A 21,487-nucleotide genomic window follows, 5' to 3' on the forward strand; every position below is an offset into this window, starting at 1 on the left:
CATTATTTTGCGTTATTTAACAGAAATAAATTCAAATAACGTAAAATAACGCACAAAATACTGATTGATTTTCTAGTTACAAGACAAAAACACCCGATTTTCTATATTCTTCCAGTCTTGAATCTTCTGGATCCAAATTAGTAACAATAGTATCTAGTTGACTTAATTCGCAAACAACATGTGGCATTTTAGTATTTAATTTGTTTGAAGAAAACATAGAAACAACTCTATCTGAGGACTCTATCATCGCTTTCTTAACAATAGACACTTCATAACCTATTTCTGTTAACCCTTGTTTCACATTGATACTACTAGCGCCAATGAAACAAATATCTGCTTTAATCTTAGACACAACCTGTATTACATCCATACCTATAGTAACCATTGCGTTTTTCTGCATTTTTCCACCTATGAATATCAAATCTATATTTGGATGTTGAGAAAGTTGCATCGCTATTGGCAAACTATACGTATATATAGTTGCCTTCAAATCTGAAGGGATTAGCTTTGCAAAAACTAAATTAGTACTTCCTCCACTCATTATAATAACCTGTCCATCGTGTAACAATGACAATGCTTTTGTAACGATTTCTTTCTTCTCTTCTTCTGCCGTTATAGCAATATCAAAGACATTAGCAGACTTTTCTGTAGGCAGAATAGCTCCACCATAAACTTTATCAAGAAGATTCTTGTTGTCAAGCTCATTTAAATCTCTTCTAATTGTGTCCTCAGACAAATCTAAAGCCAAAGCCAAGTCTGTGGTAACGACTTTTTGATCTTCAAAGAGTCTAGTCATTATGTATTTATGTCTTTCCGCTTTTAGCATTTTTTTGATAAATTAAAGATTTAGCACAAATATATCAAATAATTCTATTCAAAATAGGAGAACACTCAACAACTGCAATAGTTTGCATGTTTAAATTTAAAAATAAAAAACTAAGGAATTCAAGAATTAAAATTGCGTTATTTTGCGTTATTTTAGTTTATTTTAGAAAATAATTACAATATACCGCATTTATATGCAATAAATAAATATATTTGCTCAACAACCATTAAAAAAACCAAATAATCATGAAAAAATTATTCCTTATTTCATTGTTGGTTTTGTTCATTCAAGTAACATTTGGGCAAACAAAAACAATTACCGGGACTGTAAAAAACAAAGCGGACGGAATTCCTATACCAGGAGCTACTGTCCTTATTCAGGGAACTTCAAATGGTAGCTCGACTGATTTTGATGGAAACTACACTATTGCTGTAGCACCAGGACAAAGTCTTAGTTTTAGCTATATGGGATTTGAAACCCAAGTGGTGAAATTTGAAGGACAACAAAAGCTCAATGTTGCTCTTACAGAAAGCACTTCTAAATTAGATGAAGTCGTAATCGTAGGATTCGCTTCTCAGAAAAAAGCTAATCTAACAGGAGCCGTAGCTTCTATCGATGTTAGCAAAGCGATAGGAAGTAGACCAGTAACAAACGTTAGTAAGGCACTACAAGGTACCACACCAGGGGTAAATATTAGTTTTAATTCTGGAAATCTTAATCGTTCTGCAAATATAAACATCCGTGGTGCAGGAACAATTAATGGTTCTGATGCGCCTCTTGTACTTGTAGATGGTGTACCAACTGATATGGCTCTTATTAATCCAAATGATGTAGAATCAATATCTGTACTTAAAGATGCTGCTTCGGCTTCTATCTACGGAGCTCGTGCTGCCTTTGGGGTAATTCTTATTACTACCAAGGGAGGAAAAACAGGTGAAGGAAAAGTTAGATTTTCATACACTGGAAACACGGCTTTCAATTCCACAATTTCTACATTAAAATTCCTAGACCCAACAGAAGAGATTCCAGGGTTAATTGCCGCTGGAACACGTACAGATGGTGCTGTACCTGAAATTTTCGGAGCAAATTACAAAACATTACTAGATGGAATTAAAGTCTGGAAACAAAATTACGCTAATAACCGTACTAGTAAAGAGATGATTTATGGTGAAGATTGGGAAATTAAAAACGGTACACCATATTTTTACAGAGTATGGGATGCTAATAAAGAATTATATGCGAAAGATGCTGCTCAAACTTATCACAATTTCTCTGCACAGGGTAATTTAGGAAATAACAGTTCTTTCTTTGCTTCATTGGCTCTTACGGATCAAAAAGGAATGCTAAGGGTTAATCAAGAAACCAAAAAAAGAACAAACATAAACTTAGGATTCACAACAAAATTAGCGGAATGGCTTACGGGTGATTTCAAAGTGATGACCATCAGAAATACTTACGAAAACCCATTTAATTATTATGGTGGTGCTGGTACAGATGATACAGGTGTTACAGGTTACCTTGGTTATGCACTTCGTTGGGGACAATATACACCTAATTTTGGTACTTATAGAGGCTATAATTTCCGTACTGCTGGAGGATATTTAACTAATGCCTCTAGGAATGAAACTGACCAATATAACAATAGATTGAGTGCTAAATTTACAGCTGAAATCACTAAAGATCTTAATTTAATAGCCGAAGTAAGCAGTGTAAGTGATTACTATTCAAGAAAACAAAACGGAGGTAAATTTCAAGCTTGGGATAGCTGGTCCTCTATGCCTTATGATGCTACAACAATACAAACTGCTATTCCTACTACCCTTGAAGCAGGAAATGATTTTGTAGCTCAATCAAAAGCGGAAACAAAAACCAATGTGGTTAATATTTATGCTAACTACAAAAAACAATTCAACAATCACAATCTAAAATTCTTAGGAGGTTTTAACTCAGAGTGGCAAGATTTCTCTCGTACTTATGCAAGAAGAAATACACTTTTAGACAAATCTAAACCCGAATTTAACCTTGCAGTAGGAGAACAATTTGTTTCTGGAGCTGCGAATAGCACTTTAAATCCAGCAGAAACATCCTACTCAATTGCAGGTTTCTTTGCTCGTGTAAATTATGATTACAACGGAATTTATTTATTAGAATTAAATGCTCGTTATGATGGTTCTTCTAAATTCCCAACAGACCAACAATGGGGATTCTTCCCTTCTGCTTCTGTAGGATATAGAATTAGTAATGAAAAATTCATGGAAAATACACGTGGTTGGTTAAACGATCTTAAATTACGTGCCTCTATGGGGTCAATTGGTAATCAAAACATTGGAAACAATGCCTTCTTATCTGTATTGAATTCTTCAAATCCTTCATGGGTAAATAGTGGAGCGGTATTACCTCCTTCTACAGGCTTACCAACCAATGTTGATCCATCGTTAACTTGGGAAAAAGTATATACTAAAGATGCTGGTATTGACATTAGAATATTTGACATGTTTGGTGCTTCGTTTGACTGGTACCAACGTGATACTAAAGGAATGTTGGCTCCTGGTATAACGCTTCCAGGCTCATTTGGTCAAACTGCAGCACAAACTAACTCAGGAAACATGAGAACAAGAGGTTGGGAATTGGCTTTAAATTTCAACAAAAAAATAAACGAAAATGTTTCCGTTTTTCTAGATCTTGCTTTATCTGATTATAAATCAGTGGTAACAAAATGGAACAACAGTTCTAAATTATTAAATACTTATTATGATGGGTATGAAATTGGTCAAATCTGGGGTCTAACTAGTGATCGATTACTACAATCTAGCGACGTATTTACTAATAATGGTAAAACGGTAAATGGAATTGATTATTCTAAAACAATGAATGGTAATTTCAAATACGGAGCAGGAGATGTACATTATGTAGATACAAACGGAGATGGTGTTATATCGCGCGGAGCAGGAACTGCAAACGATCATGGAGATTTAAGTAAAATTGGTAATTCAACTCCTCGATACAAATACGGAATAACATTAGGTGGAAAAGTACATGGTTTTGATATTTCAGGTTTCTTCCAAGGAGTTGCTAAACGCGATTACTGGGCTGCTTCTGATGCTGTATTACCATTTTATCGTGCACCTCAACAAATGTTTGCTAGCCAAGCTGATTATTGGACACCAACTAATACAGAAGCTTACTGGCCAAATCCAGCTTATGCAAGTGAATCGACTGCTTTTGGAGGCAGTACTAATGGTATAAATAACTTTATTACCCAAACAAGATACCTACTTGATATGTCTTATCTACGTCTTAAAAATGTTACACTTGGTTATTCTTTACCGCAAGAATTTATCAAAAAAGCAGGCTTAGAAAAAGTAAGAATCTACGCTTCGGGTGAAAACTTGTTGACTTGGGCAGATAGCCGTCTTCCTGTTGATCCAGAAATTGACGAAAATGAAATTTTCTGGGGAAGATCTTATCCTTTTACCAAAACAATATCTTTTGGTATTGAGCTAGCTTTTTAACACTAACTATTCAAAAAAATTAAAATGAAAAAATCAATTATAAAATCTAAATTACAACTGATGTTTGCTACCGCAATAGTAGCATTAAGCACAGTTAGTTGTTCAGACTACTTATCAGAGGACCCTGCAGATAAATTTACAAACGAAAACTTTTGGCAATCTGAAGATAACGTAAAAACATTTTCATGGCTTAATTATGATACGTTTTATGGATACGGAAATGGTACAGTAATTGGGCTTTCTTCTTTCTACTATCATGGAAGTGATTCTAAAGTAGATGATAACCTAGCTGCTTTTACTTTTATCCAAATGCAACTTACCCCATCAACTACTAATACAACTTCTTGGAATGAGTTTTACACCCTTATCCGTCGTTGCAACTTAATGTTGGAAAAAATACCTACAGTTCCTATGTCTGAGGTAAAAAAGAATCATTACATTGGAGTAGCAAAATTTTTTAGAGGATATACCTATTATCGTTTAGTACAAAAAATGGGAAATGTACCATACAGGGATAAATATTTAGCCCAAGGTAATCCTGAAGTATATGCCCCAGCATTGCAAAGAGCAGAAGTTATCGACAAAGCAATTAAAGATATGGAAGAAGCTATAGAATTATTACTTCCGGTTGATGATAAAAATACTACTGTAAATAAATATACTGCTTATGCAGCTTTAAGTAACATTTGTACCTACGAAGGAACGTATAGAAAATACCATTTAGGTCAAGATGGAAGTGCTTACCTAAACAAAGCTAAAACGGCATCGTTAGCTGTAATGAATAATGGTGGCTATAAATTAAACGCTGATTGGAAATCACTTTACAACTCGGTTGAATTAGCTGGTAATACTGAGGTGATACTTACAAAACGTTATTTGACAAACGTTTTAATGCACTCTCTTCAAAACTATACCAATACATCAACTATACAATATGGTTTAACAAAATGGGCTGCCGATAGTTATGTAACAAGAAATGGATTACCAATACAGCAAGCAGGAAATACTCAATATGCAGGTGATACAGACGTTACAAAAACTTTTACTAATAGAGATCCTCGTTTTGGTAAAACTGTAAATCCAGCTAATTATGGATATAAAGGAAAACCTTTTAGTGCAGCGGCATTAGTTTCAATGTCTGGATATGTATTCGAATTATACAATAACCCTGCAACAACAGGTCCAGATGTTACAACGGGAGGTCGTAATTATACTGATGCTCCTTTATTTACATTAAGCGAAGTATATTTAAATTATGCTGAGGCTTGTGCTGAACTTGGTACTGCTACAAATACTGATCTTGATATTTCTATCAATAAAGTACGTGATCGTGCAGGAATTGCACCTTTAACTACAGATGGTACAAATGTTTTTGCTGGAGGAACACAAATTAATGACCCAAGAAGAACAGCGACTTTAGAGCAAATTTCTGGTTCTGTTAGTCCTTTAATCTGGGAAGTTCGTCGTGAGCGTCAAATTGAGTTCATGAGCTGGACAACACTAAGACAAATGGATATTTACCGTTGGAAAAAGGGTGATTACCTTGATACTTCTAAAAATTTAGATGCCAATCTTGGAGCAAGAATTGGTACTCCTGTAGGAACACAAACTATTGTAGATGCTAATGGATATGTAAAAATATACCCAACAAGCACAAGAAACTTTGAAGCAAAACACTACTTAATGAATATCCCAACTAATGATATTGATTTATTTAAAGCTCAAGGTGTAGAATTAAAACAAAACCCAGGTTGGTAATTCGTAATTACTAAATGTAATAAAATAACAAAACTACCTCTGAATTTAAATAACTCAGAGGTAGTATTTAAAATTATATATTCGCAGGTCGAAAATATAAATAAAACCATTTGACAGAATAAATTCTTAGTCTGAATTCTTAGATAAACAGTACCTTTAACAAACTACACTCCACAACAACAATCAAAAAATACAGAATACCAATCAAACAATAATTAAAAAATTTATTTAGTCAATTTCGGTCTTCTAACAATTAAACTGTAACTCAAAATGATAAAATTCATAGCAAAAAGTGCTCTTTTTATAGCAACTGTATTTTACGTTCCATCCTACTCTAATACATTCTTAGCCGTTGAAAAAAACAACACGATAGAAGTTAACAACCCAATTATTAAGACTGGAGCTGATAATTATGAAAAGTACCTGCCTTTATTGAAAGATAAAAAAGTAGGGATCATTACTAATCAAACAGGAATTTTGTCTAACAAAACACATTTGGTTGATTTCTTATTAGAGAAAAAAATTGCTGTTCAAACTATTTTTGCTCCTGAACACGGCTTTAGAGGTACAGCAGATGCAGGAGAACATGTTGTAGATGCAAAAGATGCTAAAACAGGACTACCTATTATCTCACTTTATGGAGACAATAAAAAACCTAAAGCAGCACAATTAGCAGGAATCGATGTTATGATATTTGATTTACAAGATGTTGGAGCCCGTTTTTACACTTATATTTCTTCTTTACATTATGTTATGGAAGCTTGTGCAGAAAACGGAATTCCGATGATGGTACTTGACAGACCAAACCCAAATGGTGGTATTATTGATGGACCTCTTTTAGAAAAAGAATACACAAGTTTTGTAGGCATGCACCCTATTCCGTTGCTTCACGGAATGACCATCGGTGAATATGCTCAAATGATAAATGGTCAGAAATGGCTTAAAAATGGAATTCAATGCAAATTGACTGTTATTCCTTGTGTTGACTATGACCGAAAAATGGAATATAGCCTGCTTGCTAAACCATCACCAAATTTACCTAACGACCAATCTATAAACCTATATGCAAGTTTATGTCTGTTTGAAGGAACGAATGTGAGCATGGGACGCGGAACCGAGAAACAATTCCAAATTTATGGTTCTCCTTTTTTAACAAAAACAAATTTTAGCTTTACTCCTAAACCAAATTTCGGAGCCAAGGACCCACTATATAACGGAAAAGAATGTTTTGGCGAAGACTTAACGGCTTATCCTAAACTCACAAAATTAGAACTAAAATGGCTAATTAATGCCTACCAAAATACGAGTGACAAAACAAAATTCTTTAATCCTTTTTTCACAAAACTAGCTGGAACAAAAAAATTACAACAGCAAATTGAAAGTGGAATTTCAGAAAGTAAAATAAGAAAGACTTGGCAGAAGGATTTAGAATCCTTTAAAAAAATGCGCATGACTTATTTAATCTATTAAATCATTGTCTTTATTTATTCACCAATAAAACAAGACAAGAACTCAATAAAATACAAACATCGAGTACGTCTCCAAAAAAAATTAAAATTAAAAAAATCAGTTAAAAAAATAAAAATGGCAAAGATAAATCCCGATACAGAAAGAGAATCTCTTTACTCTAATTTAGATAAAATGAGTACTAATGAATTGCTCTCAAATATAAATAACGAAGACAAAAAAATAGCCGATATCGTTGAAAAACAAATTCCTAATATTGAAAAATTAGTAGATGCTATCGTTTCTAAAATGAAACTTGGCGGACGTTTGTTTTATATAGGAGCTGGTACATCTGGAAGAATCGGTATTCTTGACGCATCAGAATGTCCTCCCACTTTTGGAGTCCCAGACAATTGGATTATTGGAATCATAGCTGGTGGAGATTCGGCTATTAGAAAAGCAGTAGAAAATGCTGAAGACGATATTGATCAAGCATGGAGAGATTTGGCGGCATATGATATTTCGAGCTTAGATGTAGTTTTAGGAATTGCCGCTTCTGGAAATACTCCTTATGTTATTGGTGGATTAAAAAAAGCGAGAGAAAACAATATCGTTACTGGTAGTATATCATGTAATAGCGCCAGCTTGATTTCTAAGCAAGCAGATCATCCTATTGAATTAATCGTAGGACCTGAATTTCTTACTGGTAGTACAAGAATGAAAGCTGGAACATCTCAAAAATTAGTATTAAACATGATTTCGACATCTGTCATGATAAAACTAGGTAGAATTTACGGCAACAAAATGATTGACATGCAATTGTCTAATAAAAAATTAGTACAAAGAGGTGTTGAAATGATTGTAGAAGAACTTCAAATTGATGAAAAACTAGCTTCTGAATTATTAAAAAAACACAAAAGCGTAAGAGCCGTTTTACTAGCAGAAAACAAAAATCTGGAAGTTTAAATCCTAACTAATCAAAATCTTTTATAGATTTATAAAATACTAAACCACAAAAGACATAAAATGACACCAAGCACAATCCTAATACTAATCATCGTTTATTTCGGAACCTTATTCTACATTTCGCATAGGGTTAGCCGGAAAGATGACGGAAACGAAGCTTTTTTTACAGCTAATAAAAACTCAAAATGGTATTTAGTAGCCTTTGGGATGATAGGAACCGCTCTTTCGGGAGTAACTTTTATATCTGTTCCGGGAGAAGTAGGTGCTGCCAGTGGTGAACAATTTAAATATTTTCAGTTTGTATTAGGTAATGCTATCGGATTTATAATAATTACAAAATTGTTATTACCTCTATATTACCGAATGAATTTAACCTCTATTTATGGATATATTGAGCAAAGAATGGGGTTTTATAGTTATAAAACTGCCGCTTCTATCTTCTTAATTAGTAGAACCGTAAGTTCTGCATTCAGACTTTATTTAGTTGTAATCGTATTGCAACGTTTTGTATTCGATTATTATAATATTCCTTTTGCGTTTACAGTATTGATTTCTTTGCTTCTTATCTTTTCTTATACCTACAGAGGCGGACTAAAAACAATTATTATAACAGATACTTTACAGACCTTTTTCTTAGTTACTTCGGTATTTCTTACTATCTATTTTATTTGTGATCGTATGGATTTAAGTGCGATTAGCGCTTTTGAAGAAGTAAAAAACAGCAACTATTCTAAAATATTTTTCTTTGATGATTTTTTTGGAAGCAAGTTCCATTTTATAAAACAAATATTAGGCGGAATGTTTGTAACTATCGCAATGACAGGATTAGATCAAGATTTGATGCAAAAAAATCTGAGCTGTAAAAACATTGGCGAAGCACAAAAAAACATGTTCACTTTTACAGGAATCTTTGTTATCATTAACATCTTCTTTTTAAGTGTGGGTGCCTTACTTTACATCTATGCAGACAAAAACGGAATTGCTATTCCTACGGATTTAATTACGGGTAAACCAAGAACCGATTTACTTTTTCCTGAAATTGCTTTGAATCATTTGGCTACAATTCCTGCAATCGTATTTTTACTAGGAATAATTGCTGCCACATTTGCTACAACTGACTCGGCATTGACTGCTTTAACTACCTCTTTTTGCGTAGATTTCTTAGGCATGGATAAAGCCGAAAACAACAAAAAAAATACAGTCAAAATCAGACATTTAGTTCACCTTAGTTTCTCAGCATTAATCTTCTTTGTAATTCTGATATTCAATTCTATCAATGATAGTTCTGTTGTCGGAATGATATTTAAGGTAGCCTCTTATACGTATGGTCCATTGTTAGGATTATATGCTTTTGGATTGTTCCAGAAAACAAGAAACGTAAATGATAAACTAGTTCCTTTTATATGTTTGTTGTCCCCTTTCTTTACTTATCTAATAAATGAAAACTCAAAAGTATTATTTGCAGGATACGTTTTTGATAATGAATTAATAGTATTAAATGGATTAATAACTTATCTTGGATTATACCTAACAAGCTCTCGCAGCAGTGAAAGAATAAGTTTTTAAAACCACGTTAAAAACATAACTAATCGACAAATCAATTAGAAACTACCATGCGTAGTTTTTAATTGATTCTAAAAATAATTATATGAAAAAATCCTTCATAAAAATTAGCCTATACGCCACTTTTTTATTCTTAATTATCAATTGTGCTACTCAAAAAAACAAAGCAATTATAAATACGAATAAAGACACTATTACAAAAGATACAGCCACTGCCATTACACTCAATAAATCTGAGAAGAAAACTTTTTTTAAAGATTCAAACAAAGAGACCAATTGGGTTGACAGCATTTACAACAAAATGTCACTTCGAGAAAAAATAGGTCAGCTGTTTATGATATCTGCCTATTCTAATAAAGATTCAATTCATACCAATCAAGTCAATTCATTAGTGCAAGATTATAAAGTCGGCGGTGTAATCTTTTTTCAAGGAGGTCCTGTTCGTCAAGCGAAGTTGACTAATCAATATCAATCGAAAGCAAAAGTCCCTTTATTCATAGCTATTGATGGCGAATGGGGATTAGGAATGCGATTAGATTCAACCTATCGCTATCCTTGGAATATGACTTTGGGAGCAATTAAAGATTTGAGTTTAATTGAGAATGTTGGAAGAAACTTAGCCAATGAAAACAAGCGAATTGGAATCCATTTTAATTTTGCTCCTGTACTTGACATCAATACCAATCCTAAAAACCCTATTATCGGTAATCGTTCTTTTGGTGAAGACAAAACAAATGTTAGCGACAAAGCTATCGCCTTAATGAAAGGAGTACAAAGCCAAGGTGTTTTTAGTACTGGAAAACATTTTCCGGGGCACGGAGATACATCAACCGATTCTCACTATGCGTTGCCTCTAGTTAATTTCTCTAAAGAACGCTTAGAAGCTGTCGAATTGTATCCATACAAAAGAATCTTTAATGAAGGTTTAGCCTCTGTTATGGTTGCGCATCTTAATATTCCGAGCTTAGAGTCTACGCCAAATGTTCCTTCTTCGGCATCCTATAATGTAGTAACGAACTTGCTTCAAAAAGAATTGGGTTTTGATGGCTTGATATTTACAGATGGTTTAGCGATGAAAGGTGCAAGTAATTTTAAAGGTCCTGGTGATTTAGAAATAGCCGTACTTCTTGCTGGAAATGACATTTTACTTTGCCCAGAAAATGTCCCTGTGGCAGTACAAAAACTAGAAGTTGCCTACAACGAAGGGATTATTACGGAAGAACGTTTAGCCCATTCGGTAAAAAAAATACTTCATTATAAATTTAAAGCAGGTTTAAACAAATACAAGCCAATAGAAATGGCAAACATTGTCAGCGATCTTAATCCATCGAAAAATGATGCTTTGCACTATAAATTATATGAGAATGCAATTACGGTTCTAAAAAATGAAAAGGACATTCTTCCTATCAAAAATTTAGATCAGAAGATAGCCTATGTAAAACTAGGAGAAGATGTAAACAGCGACTTTGTAACTACATTAAAAAAATATACAGCTGTTACAGAAGTAGCCAATACTAATATTGACAGCCTAAACCAAGAATTAAAAAAATATGATGTAGTTATCATCGGTTTTCATAAAGTAAACAAAACTTGGGAAAAGCAAAACTTTACAGATACTGAATTGGTTTGGCTACAAGAAATTGCAAAGCATAACAAAGTCATATTAGATATTTTCACAAAACCATATTCATTATTGCCAATCACTAATTTTGATGATATTGAAGGATTAGTAGTTTCATACCAAAACTCAGATATAAGCCAGATTGTTTCAGCACAATTACTATTTGGAGCAATCCCAGCTAAAGGAACATTACCTGTATCTATTAATTCTTCTTTTAAAATAAATGATGGATTATCGACGGAGAAATTAAATCGTTTGGGGTTTACAACTCCTGAAAATGTAGGTATGAATCCGCAAATCTTATCTAAAATAGATGCTATTGCTCAAAAAGCAATTGATGGCAAAATGACTCCTGGAATGCAAGTACTCGTTGCTAGAAAAGGAAACGTTATTTTCCAGAAATCATACGGACATCAAACCTATGAAAATATTAGAAAAGTAACCAATTCAGATTTATATGATGTGGCTTCGATTTCAAAAATGATTTCGACACTACCTAATGTAATGCAATTATACGATCATGATAAAGTAAATCTAGATACCAAATTAAAAGATATGGTGCCTCTTTTTGCAAAAACAAACAAAGAGAATATTACTTTCAAAGATTTACTAACGCATTATGCAGGCCTACAAGCTTGGATTCCGTTTTACAAAGCAACGTTAGACAGCGAAGGCAAACCATCGACAAAATATTATCGTAAAATAGCCGATTCTCAGTTTTCTACAAAAGTAGCCGATAATCTTTTTATTAGAAATGACTATCACGATACCATCATGAAAATGATTGCAGATAGTCCGTTATCTACTAAAAGAGAATATAAGTATAGTGATTTCACTTTCATCATCTTGAAAGAATACCTAGAACGAAAAACACATAAAAAATTAGAAGAGCTGAGCCAGCAAAATTTCTATAGCACACTCGGAATGAATAATACGTTATACAATCCTTTAGATAAGTTCGACAAAAATAACATTGCTCCTACTGAAATAGATACTTATTTCAGACAGCAACTTATTCAGGGATATGTTCATGATATGGCAGCAGCAATGGAAGGTGGCGTAGCTGGTCATGCTGGAATTTTCTCTAATGCTATGGATGTTGCCAAAATGATGCAACTGTTTTTACAGAAAGGGAACTACGGTGATAAACAATATTTCTCTGCAGCAACATTTGATGCATTTAATACTTGTTATTATGCTGATCAAGGAGTTCAAAGAGGTTTAGGTTTTGATAAAAGAATAGAAAAAGGAGGCCCAACTTGTGCTTGTGTTTCTCCATCTAGTTTTGGACATACTGGTTTTACTGGCGACATCGCTTGGGTAGATCCTGAAACAGAAATTGTTTATGTTTTTTTATCAAACAGAACTTATCCAGGTACTGTTAATGAAGAGAATAAATTATCTAAAGGAAAAATTAGAGAAGATATTCAACAAATAATTCAAGACGCTATTATAAAATAAAATTTACTGAACATAATTTATGTTTTATCTAACACATAGAAACATAGATTTAATTTCTAAGTTTAGAATGTAAATAAGATAATTCATTATCATCACATAGCTATGTGAATGTATGCAAAGTGAAATGCCTTTTCTGAGATTTCTAAAAGCTATGTTCCTATGTGTTAAAAAATAATTGTATCATTTATATCAATCATAAGATTAAATAAAACAAAATCATGAACGCAAATCTGGAATTACTGTATAAAATTGCTCAAAAACCTTCCCGAACAATTATCGGATTAATGTCAGGTACTTCTCTGGATGGTCTGGATGTTGCTTTATGCCAAATTTCAGGTTCAGGCGAAGATACCGCAGTGCAATTAGTGCAATTTGATACCGTTGATTATTCTGAAGAAATAAAATCAGAAATCAGAAGTGTATTTGCCAAGCAAACTATCGATTTTCAGAAGCTGGTATTATTAAATGAATGGATTGGAGTACTTCATGCTAATATTATTTTAGACTGCTTAAAACGCTGGGGAATTCCAACAGACCAAGTTGATTTAATTGCCTCGCATGGGCAAACTGTTTTTCATGCACCGAAGATTTTACATCTGCAAGAAAAATTTCCGAATGCTACTTTACAAATTGGCGACGGAGATCATATTGCAGTAAAAACTGGAATCATTACGCTTTCTGATTTCAGACAAAAACACCTTGCTGCAGGTGGCGAAGGTGCACCGCTGGCTGTTTATGGAGATTATTTTCTATTTACAAAAAAAGGAGCCAACCGCATCATGCTTAATATGGGAGGTATTGCAAATTTCACTTACTTACCCGCTAGCAGTAATCCTGAGGAAGTTTTTGTTACCGATACAGGAACAGGAAATACCTTAATTGATGCTTTTACCAGACTTTCATTTCCTGATTTAGCTTATGATAAAGATGCCGAAATTGCAAAGAAAGGAACTATAAACGAAGCTCTTTTGGAGGCGTTAAAAGCAAATGAGTTTTTCCAAAAACCTTTTCCAAAAACAACAGGACCAGAACTTTTTAGCGTTGAATATGTTAGAAAGGCGCAAACCCAAAGCAACACCGAGAACATTATTATTGAAGATTTGTTGGCAACATTAACACGTTTTAGTGCCGAAACTATTGCCAGCGCAATACACTCAACCATTGCTAACACAAGCTATTCAATCGAAAGTTTTACTATTTATATGTCTGGCGGTGGCGCACACAACCCCTTACTAGTGGGCTGGCTAAAAGAACTATTACCTTGTAAATTTTCAAACACAGACGAATTAGGTATTTCTGGTGATGCAAAAGAAGCTATCTTATTTGCTGTTTTAGCAAATGAAACTGTTTCTGGAGGAACTTCAGATTTTGGATCACGCAAAGGTATTCCATCAGTAGCAATGGGAAAAATTTCATTTCCAAGCTAAAACTTCTTTATTAAAATAGACAACCAAACCAAAAAACAAACCAGAGCCAAAACAATGACAAAAGAACGCTTAATCTCGCTAGATGTATTTAGAGGATTTACTATTTTATTGATGACAATAGTGAATAATCCTGGAAGTTGGGGCTCTATATATCCTCCATTAGAGCATGCTGAATGGAATGGCTGTACTCCTACCGATTTGGTTTTTCCTTTTTTTGTTTTTATAATGGGAACTGCAATACCATTTGCAATGCCAACAAAACATTTAGATTTTACCGTTTTTAATAAAATATTAGTTCGTTCATTACGAATCTTCTGCTTAGGATTGTTTTTAGCTTACTTCAGTAGAATTCAATTATTTGGATTAGAAGGCATTCCGTTATTACTACTTAGACTTGTCATTACCTTTGCTGTTGCGTATGCACTATTAGGAAATTTCACTTTAAAAATTAAAACTTACCTTGTTTTTGGAATCTTTACAATAATGCTATTCTTAGCATACAGCCAAATCGAAGCCTATCAAGACGTGAGAATCCCTGGTGTTTTACAACGAATAGGAATTGTATATTTCTTTACATCACTATTATATTTAAAAACAAATTTAAAAACACAGCTTTGGGTTCTTGCTTCAATATTATTGGTATATTGGATTCTAATGGCATTTGTTCCTGTTCCGGGATTTGGTGCTCCTAATTTTGAAAAAGGGACAAATCTAGCTGCTTGGTTAGACAATTTAGTATTAAACGGACATTTATGGAGCGCCTCTAAAACGTGGGATCCTGAGGGAATTTTAAGCACTTTACCAGCTATAGGTACAGGAATTCTAGGAATGTTTATCGGTCAGCTATTAAACCTGCAAATTCCTAAAATTGAAATTGTAAAAAAATTAGCCATTACAGGAATTATTCTAGTGATTACAGGTTTACTTTGCAACATTGTATTCCCAATAAATAAATCATTATGGTCTAGCTCATACGTTTTGTACACAGCAGGTATTGCCACGGTATGTTTGACAATATTGTATTACATAATTGATGTAGCAAACTATAAAAAATGGACTAAATTGTTTTTAATTTGGGGAGTAAATCCAATGATTGTATTTTTCTTTTCAGGTATAATTCCACGAGTTTTAAGTTCAATTAAAGTTCAAAATCCAGAAATAGCTACGGAACAAATTGGTCTTCAATCCTTGATATATAAATTTGGCATTGTTCCTTGTTTTGAAAATCCTATGAATGCATCACTTGCTTATGCAATTTCATACGCCATTTTTTGGTCAATCATATTATGGATTTTCTATAAAAAGAAACTAATATTTAAAGTATAATTCGATTGCTTTTTATCTGTTTAGAGTAAAATAGGACGAGATTACATTATACAAAGAGAGGTTGTCTGGAAAGAAATTGGGGAGACCTTCATATCGAATCTCTTTTCATTTCAAAGGACGGAAATTCAATTCATATACATTTCGCTCACAAGCAAAATACTTGTACAAGTATGGAAATAAATACACCTAAAAAAAATTTAACATTTACTAAGTTTATGTGTGTTTATGCTTGTTTACAAGAACGAAACATAATGTTAAGTTTTTTTTCCTACAAATTTGAATTGCATTGTATTATTTAACTCTGTACATTTGTATAAATCACTTGACCAATATCTTGAGATTATTATGAATTTCTGATTAGATTATGGAATACTATTTTCCACATCTTAAATATCCGTTCAATATGAATATACAAGTGTCTGAGTTTATTATTTACTCTCAACAGCACTAAAAAAAGAAAGGAATAATTGTAAAATTAAAAGACCGAAATTATGGCTAAGCCAATTAAAACAACTCCAATACTAAGAAGTAGTGATGCTGAAATCTTTAATAGAAAACTTGATGAAAACAAAAAATCTAAAGTTACTAATAGCCGTTTAATGGAAATTAAGGCAACTGCAAAACAATTTCAAGCTATTCTAAAAAAATAGAATGTCGCTACATAATTATTCATTAATTGAGTTGAAATCCGACACTATCATAAATAATTTTAATTGCGATGACACCGATTTAAATGATTTTTTGCTCTCTAAAGCAAAAGATTTCTCATCCGAACTATTAGCTACAACTTATCTTTTAGAAAAAGATAATACTACTATAGCATATTATAGCGTATTTAATGATAGCTTAAGAATTGAAGAAAGCAATTTCAATTCTAAAAGTTCTTTTAAAAAATTCTTTTCAAATTTCCTACCCCATCGAAAAAGGTATTTAAAGAATATTCCAGCAATAAAAATTGGTAGATTAGCTGTGAGTGTGGATGGAAAGGGTCAAGGAATTGGAAAAAAAATAATTGATAATATAATTTCATTTTGCTTAAGTCATAATACTCATTGTGCCTGCAAACTAATAACTGTTGATGCATATCGTGAGTCATTAGGATTTTATGAAAAAATGGGATTCGAATATTTATCCGATAAAGATGAAGATGACGATACTAGACAAATGTATATTGACCTAACCCCTTATTTTAATACAGAAGAAGAATCACTACAGAACTAATACTTAAATCAGTATATACTCAGGAACAAATATCATGCCACCCTAGCAGGCGTTTTTATTTGAAAGTAACTCACACTTATCACGCAAGATCTTAACAAGTAATTCACTTTACTATGTTGTCCTATTTTAAAACCTAAATAATAAAAAAATGGGGCAAAGAAGAAAATTCTTCTTTGCCCCATTCAGTGACCACGGTAGGGTTCGAACCTACAACCCTCAGAGTCGAAATCTGATATTCTATCCAGTTGAACTACGCAGTCATTTTAATTATAGCATTCCAATTTTAAATCTAAAATCAGAATGCTACAATCTATTTTTTAAACTAATAATTTCTTTACAATTGCAGAGATTGTTTTTCCTTCAGCAGTTCCGCCTAATTGAGCAGAAGCTAATCCCATAACTTTCCCCATTGATGCAATTCCAGAAGCTCCAGTTTCAGCGATAATTTTAGCAATAACAGCTTCAATTTCTTCTTCGCTTAATTGTGCTGGTAAGAATTTTTCGATTACAGCAACTTGCGCTAATTCTGGCTCAGCTAAGTCAGGACGGTTTTGTTCTGTAAAAATTCTAGCGCTCTCTTTACGAGTTTTAACTAGTCTTTGAAGTAATTTAATTTCGTCGTCTTCTGTTAATTCTTCTTTTGTTCCAGAAGCAGTAGCAGCCAATAACATTTCTGATTTAATAGCTCTTAAAGCTTCTAATGCTACTGTATCTTTTGCTCTCATGGCGTTTTTAATTTCGTCCATGATTGTTGTTTGTAAACTCATCTTAGTTCTATTTTTAAATAAGCTAGGCTTATATATTGACATTTTATTATAAGAGACTTTGTATCTCCATGAAATTCAAAATTCTTTTAAAACTTCAAAAGAAAGTCAAATTCCTAAATTCTGTGCGAAGATAAAAAAAATAACCCGAAAATTAAATTCAATTTTCGGGTTACCTCATTTTGATTTTAGCGTATTAATCTACGTTGTCGTGCAAAAATGAATTATTAGAACGCAACTGCAAATCATTATTACTATCTGTTCCTACAGAGATTCTAGAATTTGTATTGTTTTGTGAACTGTTTGAAAGATCAATACCTAATCTTTTATAGGCTGGTTCTTTCTCTAGTTCTTCTACTCTAGAAACATTATTATGGAACTTATAATTAAATTCTTTTAATTTCTTTCTTCTTTCGTCAGCTCTCATACGTAATGTTTCTTCGATAGTTAACTCCATTGGAGATACTTCTTCAGAAAAATTTGTTTCAGGCGCTGCTGCTCTTTGGTGAATCGTAATATTTAACTCTTCTGGAACAACTTCTTCAACTACTTTTGCAGCAGGTTTTGATGAAGTTAAATCATTTTCAAGTTCCATATACTCTTCTAGAGAATACCTGATGATTCCGTTATCAGAAAGCTCAGTAACTGGTACAAATTGAACTGGCTGATTCACTTTCATTTCACGCGTTTCATTTGATAATTCAAATAAAACTCTAGTATCTTCTACTACTGGTTCTGCTTTTACTTCTGGCTCAGTTCTAAAAATAGGCAAGTCAAAAGAAAAAGTAGTTTGTTCTTCTTTTTCTACGATTTTATGTTGAACAGCTCTTACAGGGGCAACTTCTGGAGCTGAGATTGTAAAATCAATATCTGTAATTGGAGAAACGATTTCAAAAGTTACATCCAAATTTTTAATAAATTCAGACATTACAACTAACTCATCTTCGTTAATCACTGGTGATTGAACAATTGGCGCTACTCCTGTAGGTTCTGGAGTATCGTCAATTAATTCAAAAATTACTCTATCTTCTGCTTTTGGTGATGATGGTGTTTCAGCATTTAAGTCAAAAGAAGTAAGTGTTTTATTTGTCAAATTATGAACACTTCTTTGTTCATCTTCTAACGTATGAATAATTTTTCTAGGCTCTGTATTTACGATTTCGTTTTGTTGTTCCACATCAAAACCAGTCGCAATGATAGTAACTGCAATAGCATCACCAAGAGTTTCGTCTTCACCAACCCCCATAATGATGTTAGCGTTAAAACCAGCTTCTACCTGAATATGATCATTGATTTCACCTATTTCATCAAGTGTAATCTCATTAGAACCCGAAACGATAAGCAACAAGACGTTTTTAGCTCCAGTAATTTTGTTATCATTTAACAATGGAGAATCCAATGCCGAAACAATAGCTTCTTTTGCTCTGCTTTCGCCAGATGCAGTAGAAGATCCCATTATAGCAGTACCACTGTTTGACAATACCGTTTTAGCATCACGTAAATCGATATTTTGAGTATAGTGGTGCGTAATTACTTCAGCAATACCTCTAGAGGCAGTTGCCAAAACTTCATCCGCTTTAGAGAATCCTGCTTTAAATCCAAGATTTCCGTATACTTCTCTTAATTTATTATTGTTGATTACAATTAATGAATCGACTTGTTTACGTAACTTTTCGATACCCAAGAGCGCTTGCTCCTGACGTACTTTTCCTTCGAAAAGAAACGGAATAGTAACGATTCCAACTGTAAGAATCTCTCTTTCCTTAGACAATTGAGCGATAACTGGCGCAGCACCTGTTCCAGTACCTCCACCCATTCCTGCTGTAATAAAAACCATCTTTGTATTGCGATCTAACATCTTTTCGATGTCTGCAATACTTTCGATAGCCGACTGTTGTCCTACATCAGGGTTAGCACCCGCTCCTAAACCTTCTGTCAGATTAACTCCTAACTGAATTTTATTAGGCACAGAACTATTTTGTAGTGCTTGTGAATCGGTATTACAAACGATAAAGTCTACTCCTTTAATTCCTTGCTTAAACATGTGGTTAATAGCATTACTACCTCCACCTCCTACACCGATAACTTTTATCACATTTGATTGATTTTTTGGTAAATCAAATGAAATACTTCCAAATTCTGAGTTGCCCATCATATTTTTGGTTTTTTGATATTAAATATTAATTCTTGTCTTGTTTTATAATCGCTTATTCAGCGTTGTCTAGAAAATCTTTGATTTTATCGACATATCGGTCAAAAAAGGATCTTCTAATTTTTGTTTCAGTCGATTCCTCTTTAACAGGTTTCTTCACTTCTTCAACAGTTTCTACATAAGTTTCTTCAACCACATGTTGTTGCTGTTGCACCGGAGCTCTATAAACGGGTGCCTTTGGTTGTTCTACAACATCCATTCTTACCGCGCTTTGCGTACTATTCTCAATGCTGTTCATTACTAAACCTACAGCAGTAGCGTATAACGGACTAGATATTTCTTCATCTGAATTCCCTGCCAAATGCTCATTTGGATAGCCAATTCTAGTATCCATTCCTGTAATGTACTCTACTAATTGTTTAATATGTTTTAGTTGAGCTCCACCACCTGTAAGAACGATTCCTGCAATTAATTTTTTACGAGGATCTTCATGTCCATATGCTTTTACTTCTGTAAAAACTTGATCAACAATCTCGACTACACGTGCATGAATTATTTTTGACAAATTCTTCAAAGAAATTTCTTTTGGTTCTCTTCCTCTTAATCCTGGAATAGAAACAATTTCATTGTCTTTGTTTTCTCCTGGCCAAGCCGATCCGAATTTAATCTTCATTAATTCAGCTTGCTTTTCTATAATCGAACAGCCCTCTTTTATATCATCTGTAATTACGTTTCCTCCAAAAGGAATTACAGCTGTATGACGAATAATTCCGTCTTTAAAAATTGCTAAATCTGTTGTACCACCACCTATATCAATAAGTGCTACTCCTGCTTCTTTTTCTTCTTGACTCAATACTGCATCTGCCGAAGCTAATGGTTCTAATGTCAAGCCTGATAATTCAATTCCTGAACTTTGAATACATCTTCCAACGTTTCTAATAGATGAAGCTTGTCCAACTACAACGTGAAAACTAGATTCTAATCTTCCACCGTACATTCCAATCGGCTCTTTAATTTCCGATTGTCCATCAATTTTAAACTCCTGTGGCAAAACGTGAATAATTTCTTCACCTGGTAACATCGCCAATTTATTAACTTGGTCTATTAAAAGCTGAATATCACCTTCACCAATTACCTCTTCAGGATTGTTTCTGCTAATATAATCTGTATGTTGGATACTACGAATATGCTGTCCTGCAATACCTACGACTACGTCTTTAATCTTGTAACCCGAATTATTCTCCGCTTCATGTATCGCTTGCTGAATAGACTGTATTGTTTGCGTAATATTGTTCACAACTCCTCTCGCTACACCTAAGCTTTTTGATTTTCCTATCCCTAGGATCTCAAGCTTACCGTATTCATTCTTCTTGCCTATCATGGCAACAATTTTGGTAGTACCAATATCTAGACCTACTGCAATATTATCTTTTCCCATTATCTA

General features: G+C 33.4%; 14 protein-coding genes and 1 tRNA gene. 10 read left to right on the top strand and 5 right to left on the bottom strand.

What is annotated here, in order from left to right:
* Positions 1 to 76 precede the first annotated feature (76 nt).
* Positions 77 to 826 (bottom strand): DeoR/GlpR family DNA-binding transcription regulator, encoded by a 750-nt coding sequence (locus QWY99_RS16625; protein WP_290266785.1) that lies wholly within the window; start codon positions 824 to 826, stop codon positions 77 to 79.
* A 245-nt stretch (positions 827 to 1,071) separates the two neighbouring features.
* Between QWY99_RS16625 and QWY99_RS16630 the strand changes: the two genes are divergently transcribed.
* The 10 genes from QWY99_RS16630 to QWY99_RS16675 all read left to right on the top strand — a co-directional run bounded on the left by QWY99_RS16630 (position 1,072) and on the right by QWY99_RS16675 (position 17,127).
* Positions 1,072 to 4,338 (top strand): SusC/RagA family TonB-linked outer membrane protein, encoded by a 3,267-nt coding sequence (locus tag QWY99_RS16630; RefSeq protein ID WP_290266787.1) that lies wholly within the window; start codon positions 1,072 to 1,074, stop codon positions 4,336 to 4,338.
* A 24-nt stretch (positions 4,339 to 4,362) separates the two neighbouring features.
* Entirely contained in the window at positions 4,363 to 6,096 is a 1,734-nt protein-coding gene (locus QWY99_RS16635; protein WP_290266789.1) for a RagB/SusD family nutrient uptake outer membrane protein, read from the top strand.
* A 270-nt stretch (positions 6,097 to 6,366) separates the two neighbouring features.
* Complete coding sequence (locus tag QWY99_RS16640; protein ID WP_290266791.1) at positions 6,367 to 7,566, top strand: exo-beta-N-acetylmuramidase NamZ family protein; 1,200 nt, start codon at positions 6,367 to 6,369, stop codon at positions 7,564 to 7,566.
* A 114-nt stretch (positions 7,567 to 7,680) separates the two neighbouring features.
* On the top strand, positions 7,681 to 8,508 hold the full coding sequence (gene murQ, locus QWY99_RS16645; RefSeq protein WP_290266793.1) for an N-acetylmuramic acid 6-phosphate etherase: 828 nt from the start codon (positions 7,681 to 7,683) through the stop codon (positions 8,506 to 8,508).
* A gap of 60 nt (positions 8,509 to 8,568) precedes the next feature.
* Positions 8,569 to 10,074: a sodium:solute symporter gene (locus QWY99_RS16650; protein WP_290266794.1), complete on the top strand. Its 1,506-nt coding sequence runs from the start codon at positions 8,569 to 8,571 to the stop codon at positions 10,072 to 10,074.
* Positions 10,075 to 10,156: 82 nt separating this feature from the next.
* Positions 10,157 to 13,153, top strand: coding sequence for a serine hydrolase domain-containing protein (locus tag QWY99_RS16655; protein WP_290266796.1), 2,997 nt, complete (start codon positions 10,157 to 10,159; stop codon positions 13,151 to 13,153).
* A 218-nt stretch (positions 13,154 to 13,371) separates the two neighbouring features.
* Positions 13,372 to 14,580, top strand: a complete 1,209-nt coding sequence (locus QWY99_RS16660; RefSeq protein ID WP_290266798.1) for an anhydro-N-acetylmuramic acid kinase — start codon at positions 13,372 to 13,374, stop codon at positions 14,578 to 14,580.
* 54 nt (positions 14,581 to 14,634) lie between these two features.
* Entirely contained in the window at positions 14,635 to 15,906 is a 1,272-nt protein-coding gene (locus QWY99_RS16665) for an acyltransferase family protein (protein ID WP_290266800.1), read from the top strand.
* A gap of 491 nt (positions 15,907 to 16,397) precedes the next feature.
* On the top strand, positions 16,398 to 16,556 hold the full coding sequence (locus QWY99_RS16670; protein ID WP_290266802.1) for a hypothetical protein: 159 nt from the start codon (positions 16,398 to 16,400) through the stop codon (positions 16,554 to 16,556).
* Between the two features lies 1 nt (position 16,557).
* On the top strand, positions 16,558 to 17,127 hold the full coding sequence (locus tag QWY99_RS16675; RefSeq protein ID WP_290266804.1) for a GNAT family N-acetyltransferase: 570 nt from the start codon (positions 16,558 to 16,560) through the stop codon (positions 17,125 to 17,127).
* Positions 17,128 to 17,313: 186 nt separating this feature from the next.
* Here the strand turns inward: QWY99_RS16675 and QWY99_RS16680 are convergent.
* The 4 genes from QWY99_RS16680 to ftsA all read right to left on the bottom strand — a co-directional run bounded on the left by QWY99_RS16680 (position 17,314) and on the right by ftsA (position 21,481).
* Positions 17,314 to 17,387 (bottom strand) — tRNA-Arg (locus tag QWY99_RS16680).
* A 57-nt stretch (positions 17,388 to 17,444) separates the two neighbouring features.
* Positions 17,445 to 17,894: a GatB/YqeY domain-containing protein gene (locus QWY99_RS16685; protein ID WP_129540971.1), complete on the bottom strand. Its 450-nt coding sequence runs from the start codon at positions 17,892 to 17,894 to the stop codon at positions 17,445 to 17,447.
* A gap of 193 nt (positions 17,895 to 18,087) precedes the next feature.
* A complete protein-coding gene (ftsZ, locus tag QWY99_RS16690; RefSeq protein ID WP_290266808.1) occupies positions 18,088 to 20,046 on the bottom strand; it encodes a cell division protein FtsZ in 1,959 nt (652 codons plus the stop codon).
* A 52-nt stretch (positions 20,047 to 20,098) separates the two neighbouring features.
* Positions 20,099 to 21,481: a cell division protein FtsA gene (gene ftsA / locus QWY99_RS16695; RefSeq protein ID WP_290266810.1), complete on the bottom strand. Its 1,383-nt coding sequence runs from the start codon at positions 21,479 to 21,481 to the stop codon at positions 20,099 to 20,101.
* Positions 21,482 to 21,487: the final 6 nt, after the last annotated feature.

The sequence above is a fragment of the Flavobacterium branchiarum genome, from assembly GCF_030409845.1.
GTDB lineage: Bacteria > Bacteroidota > Bacteroidia > Flavobacteriales > Flavobacteriaceae > Flavobacterium > Flavobacterium branchiarum.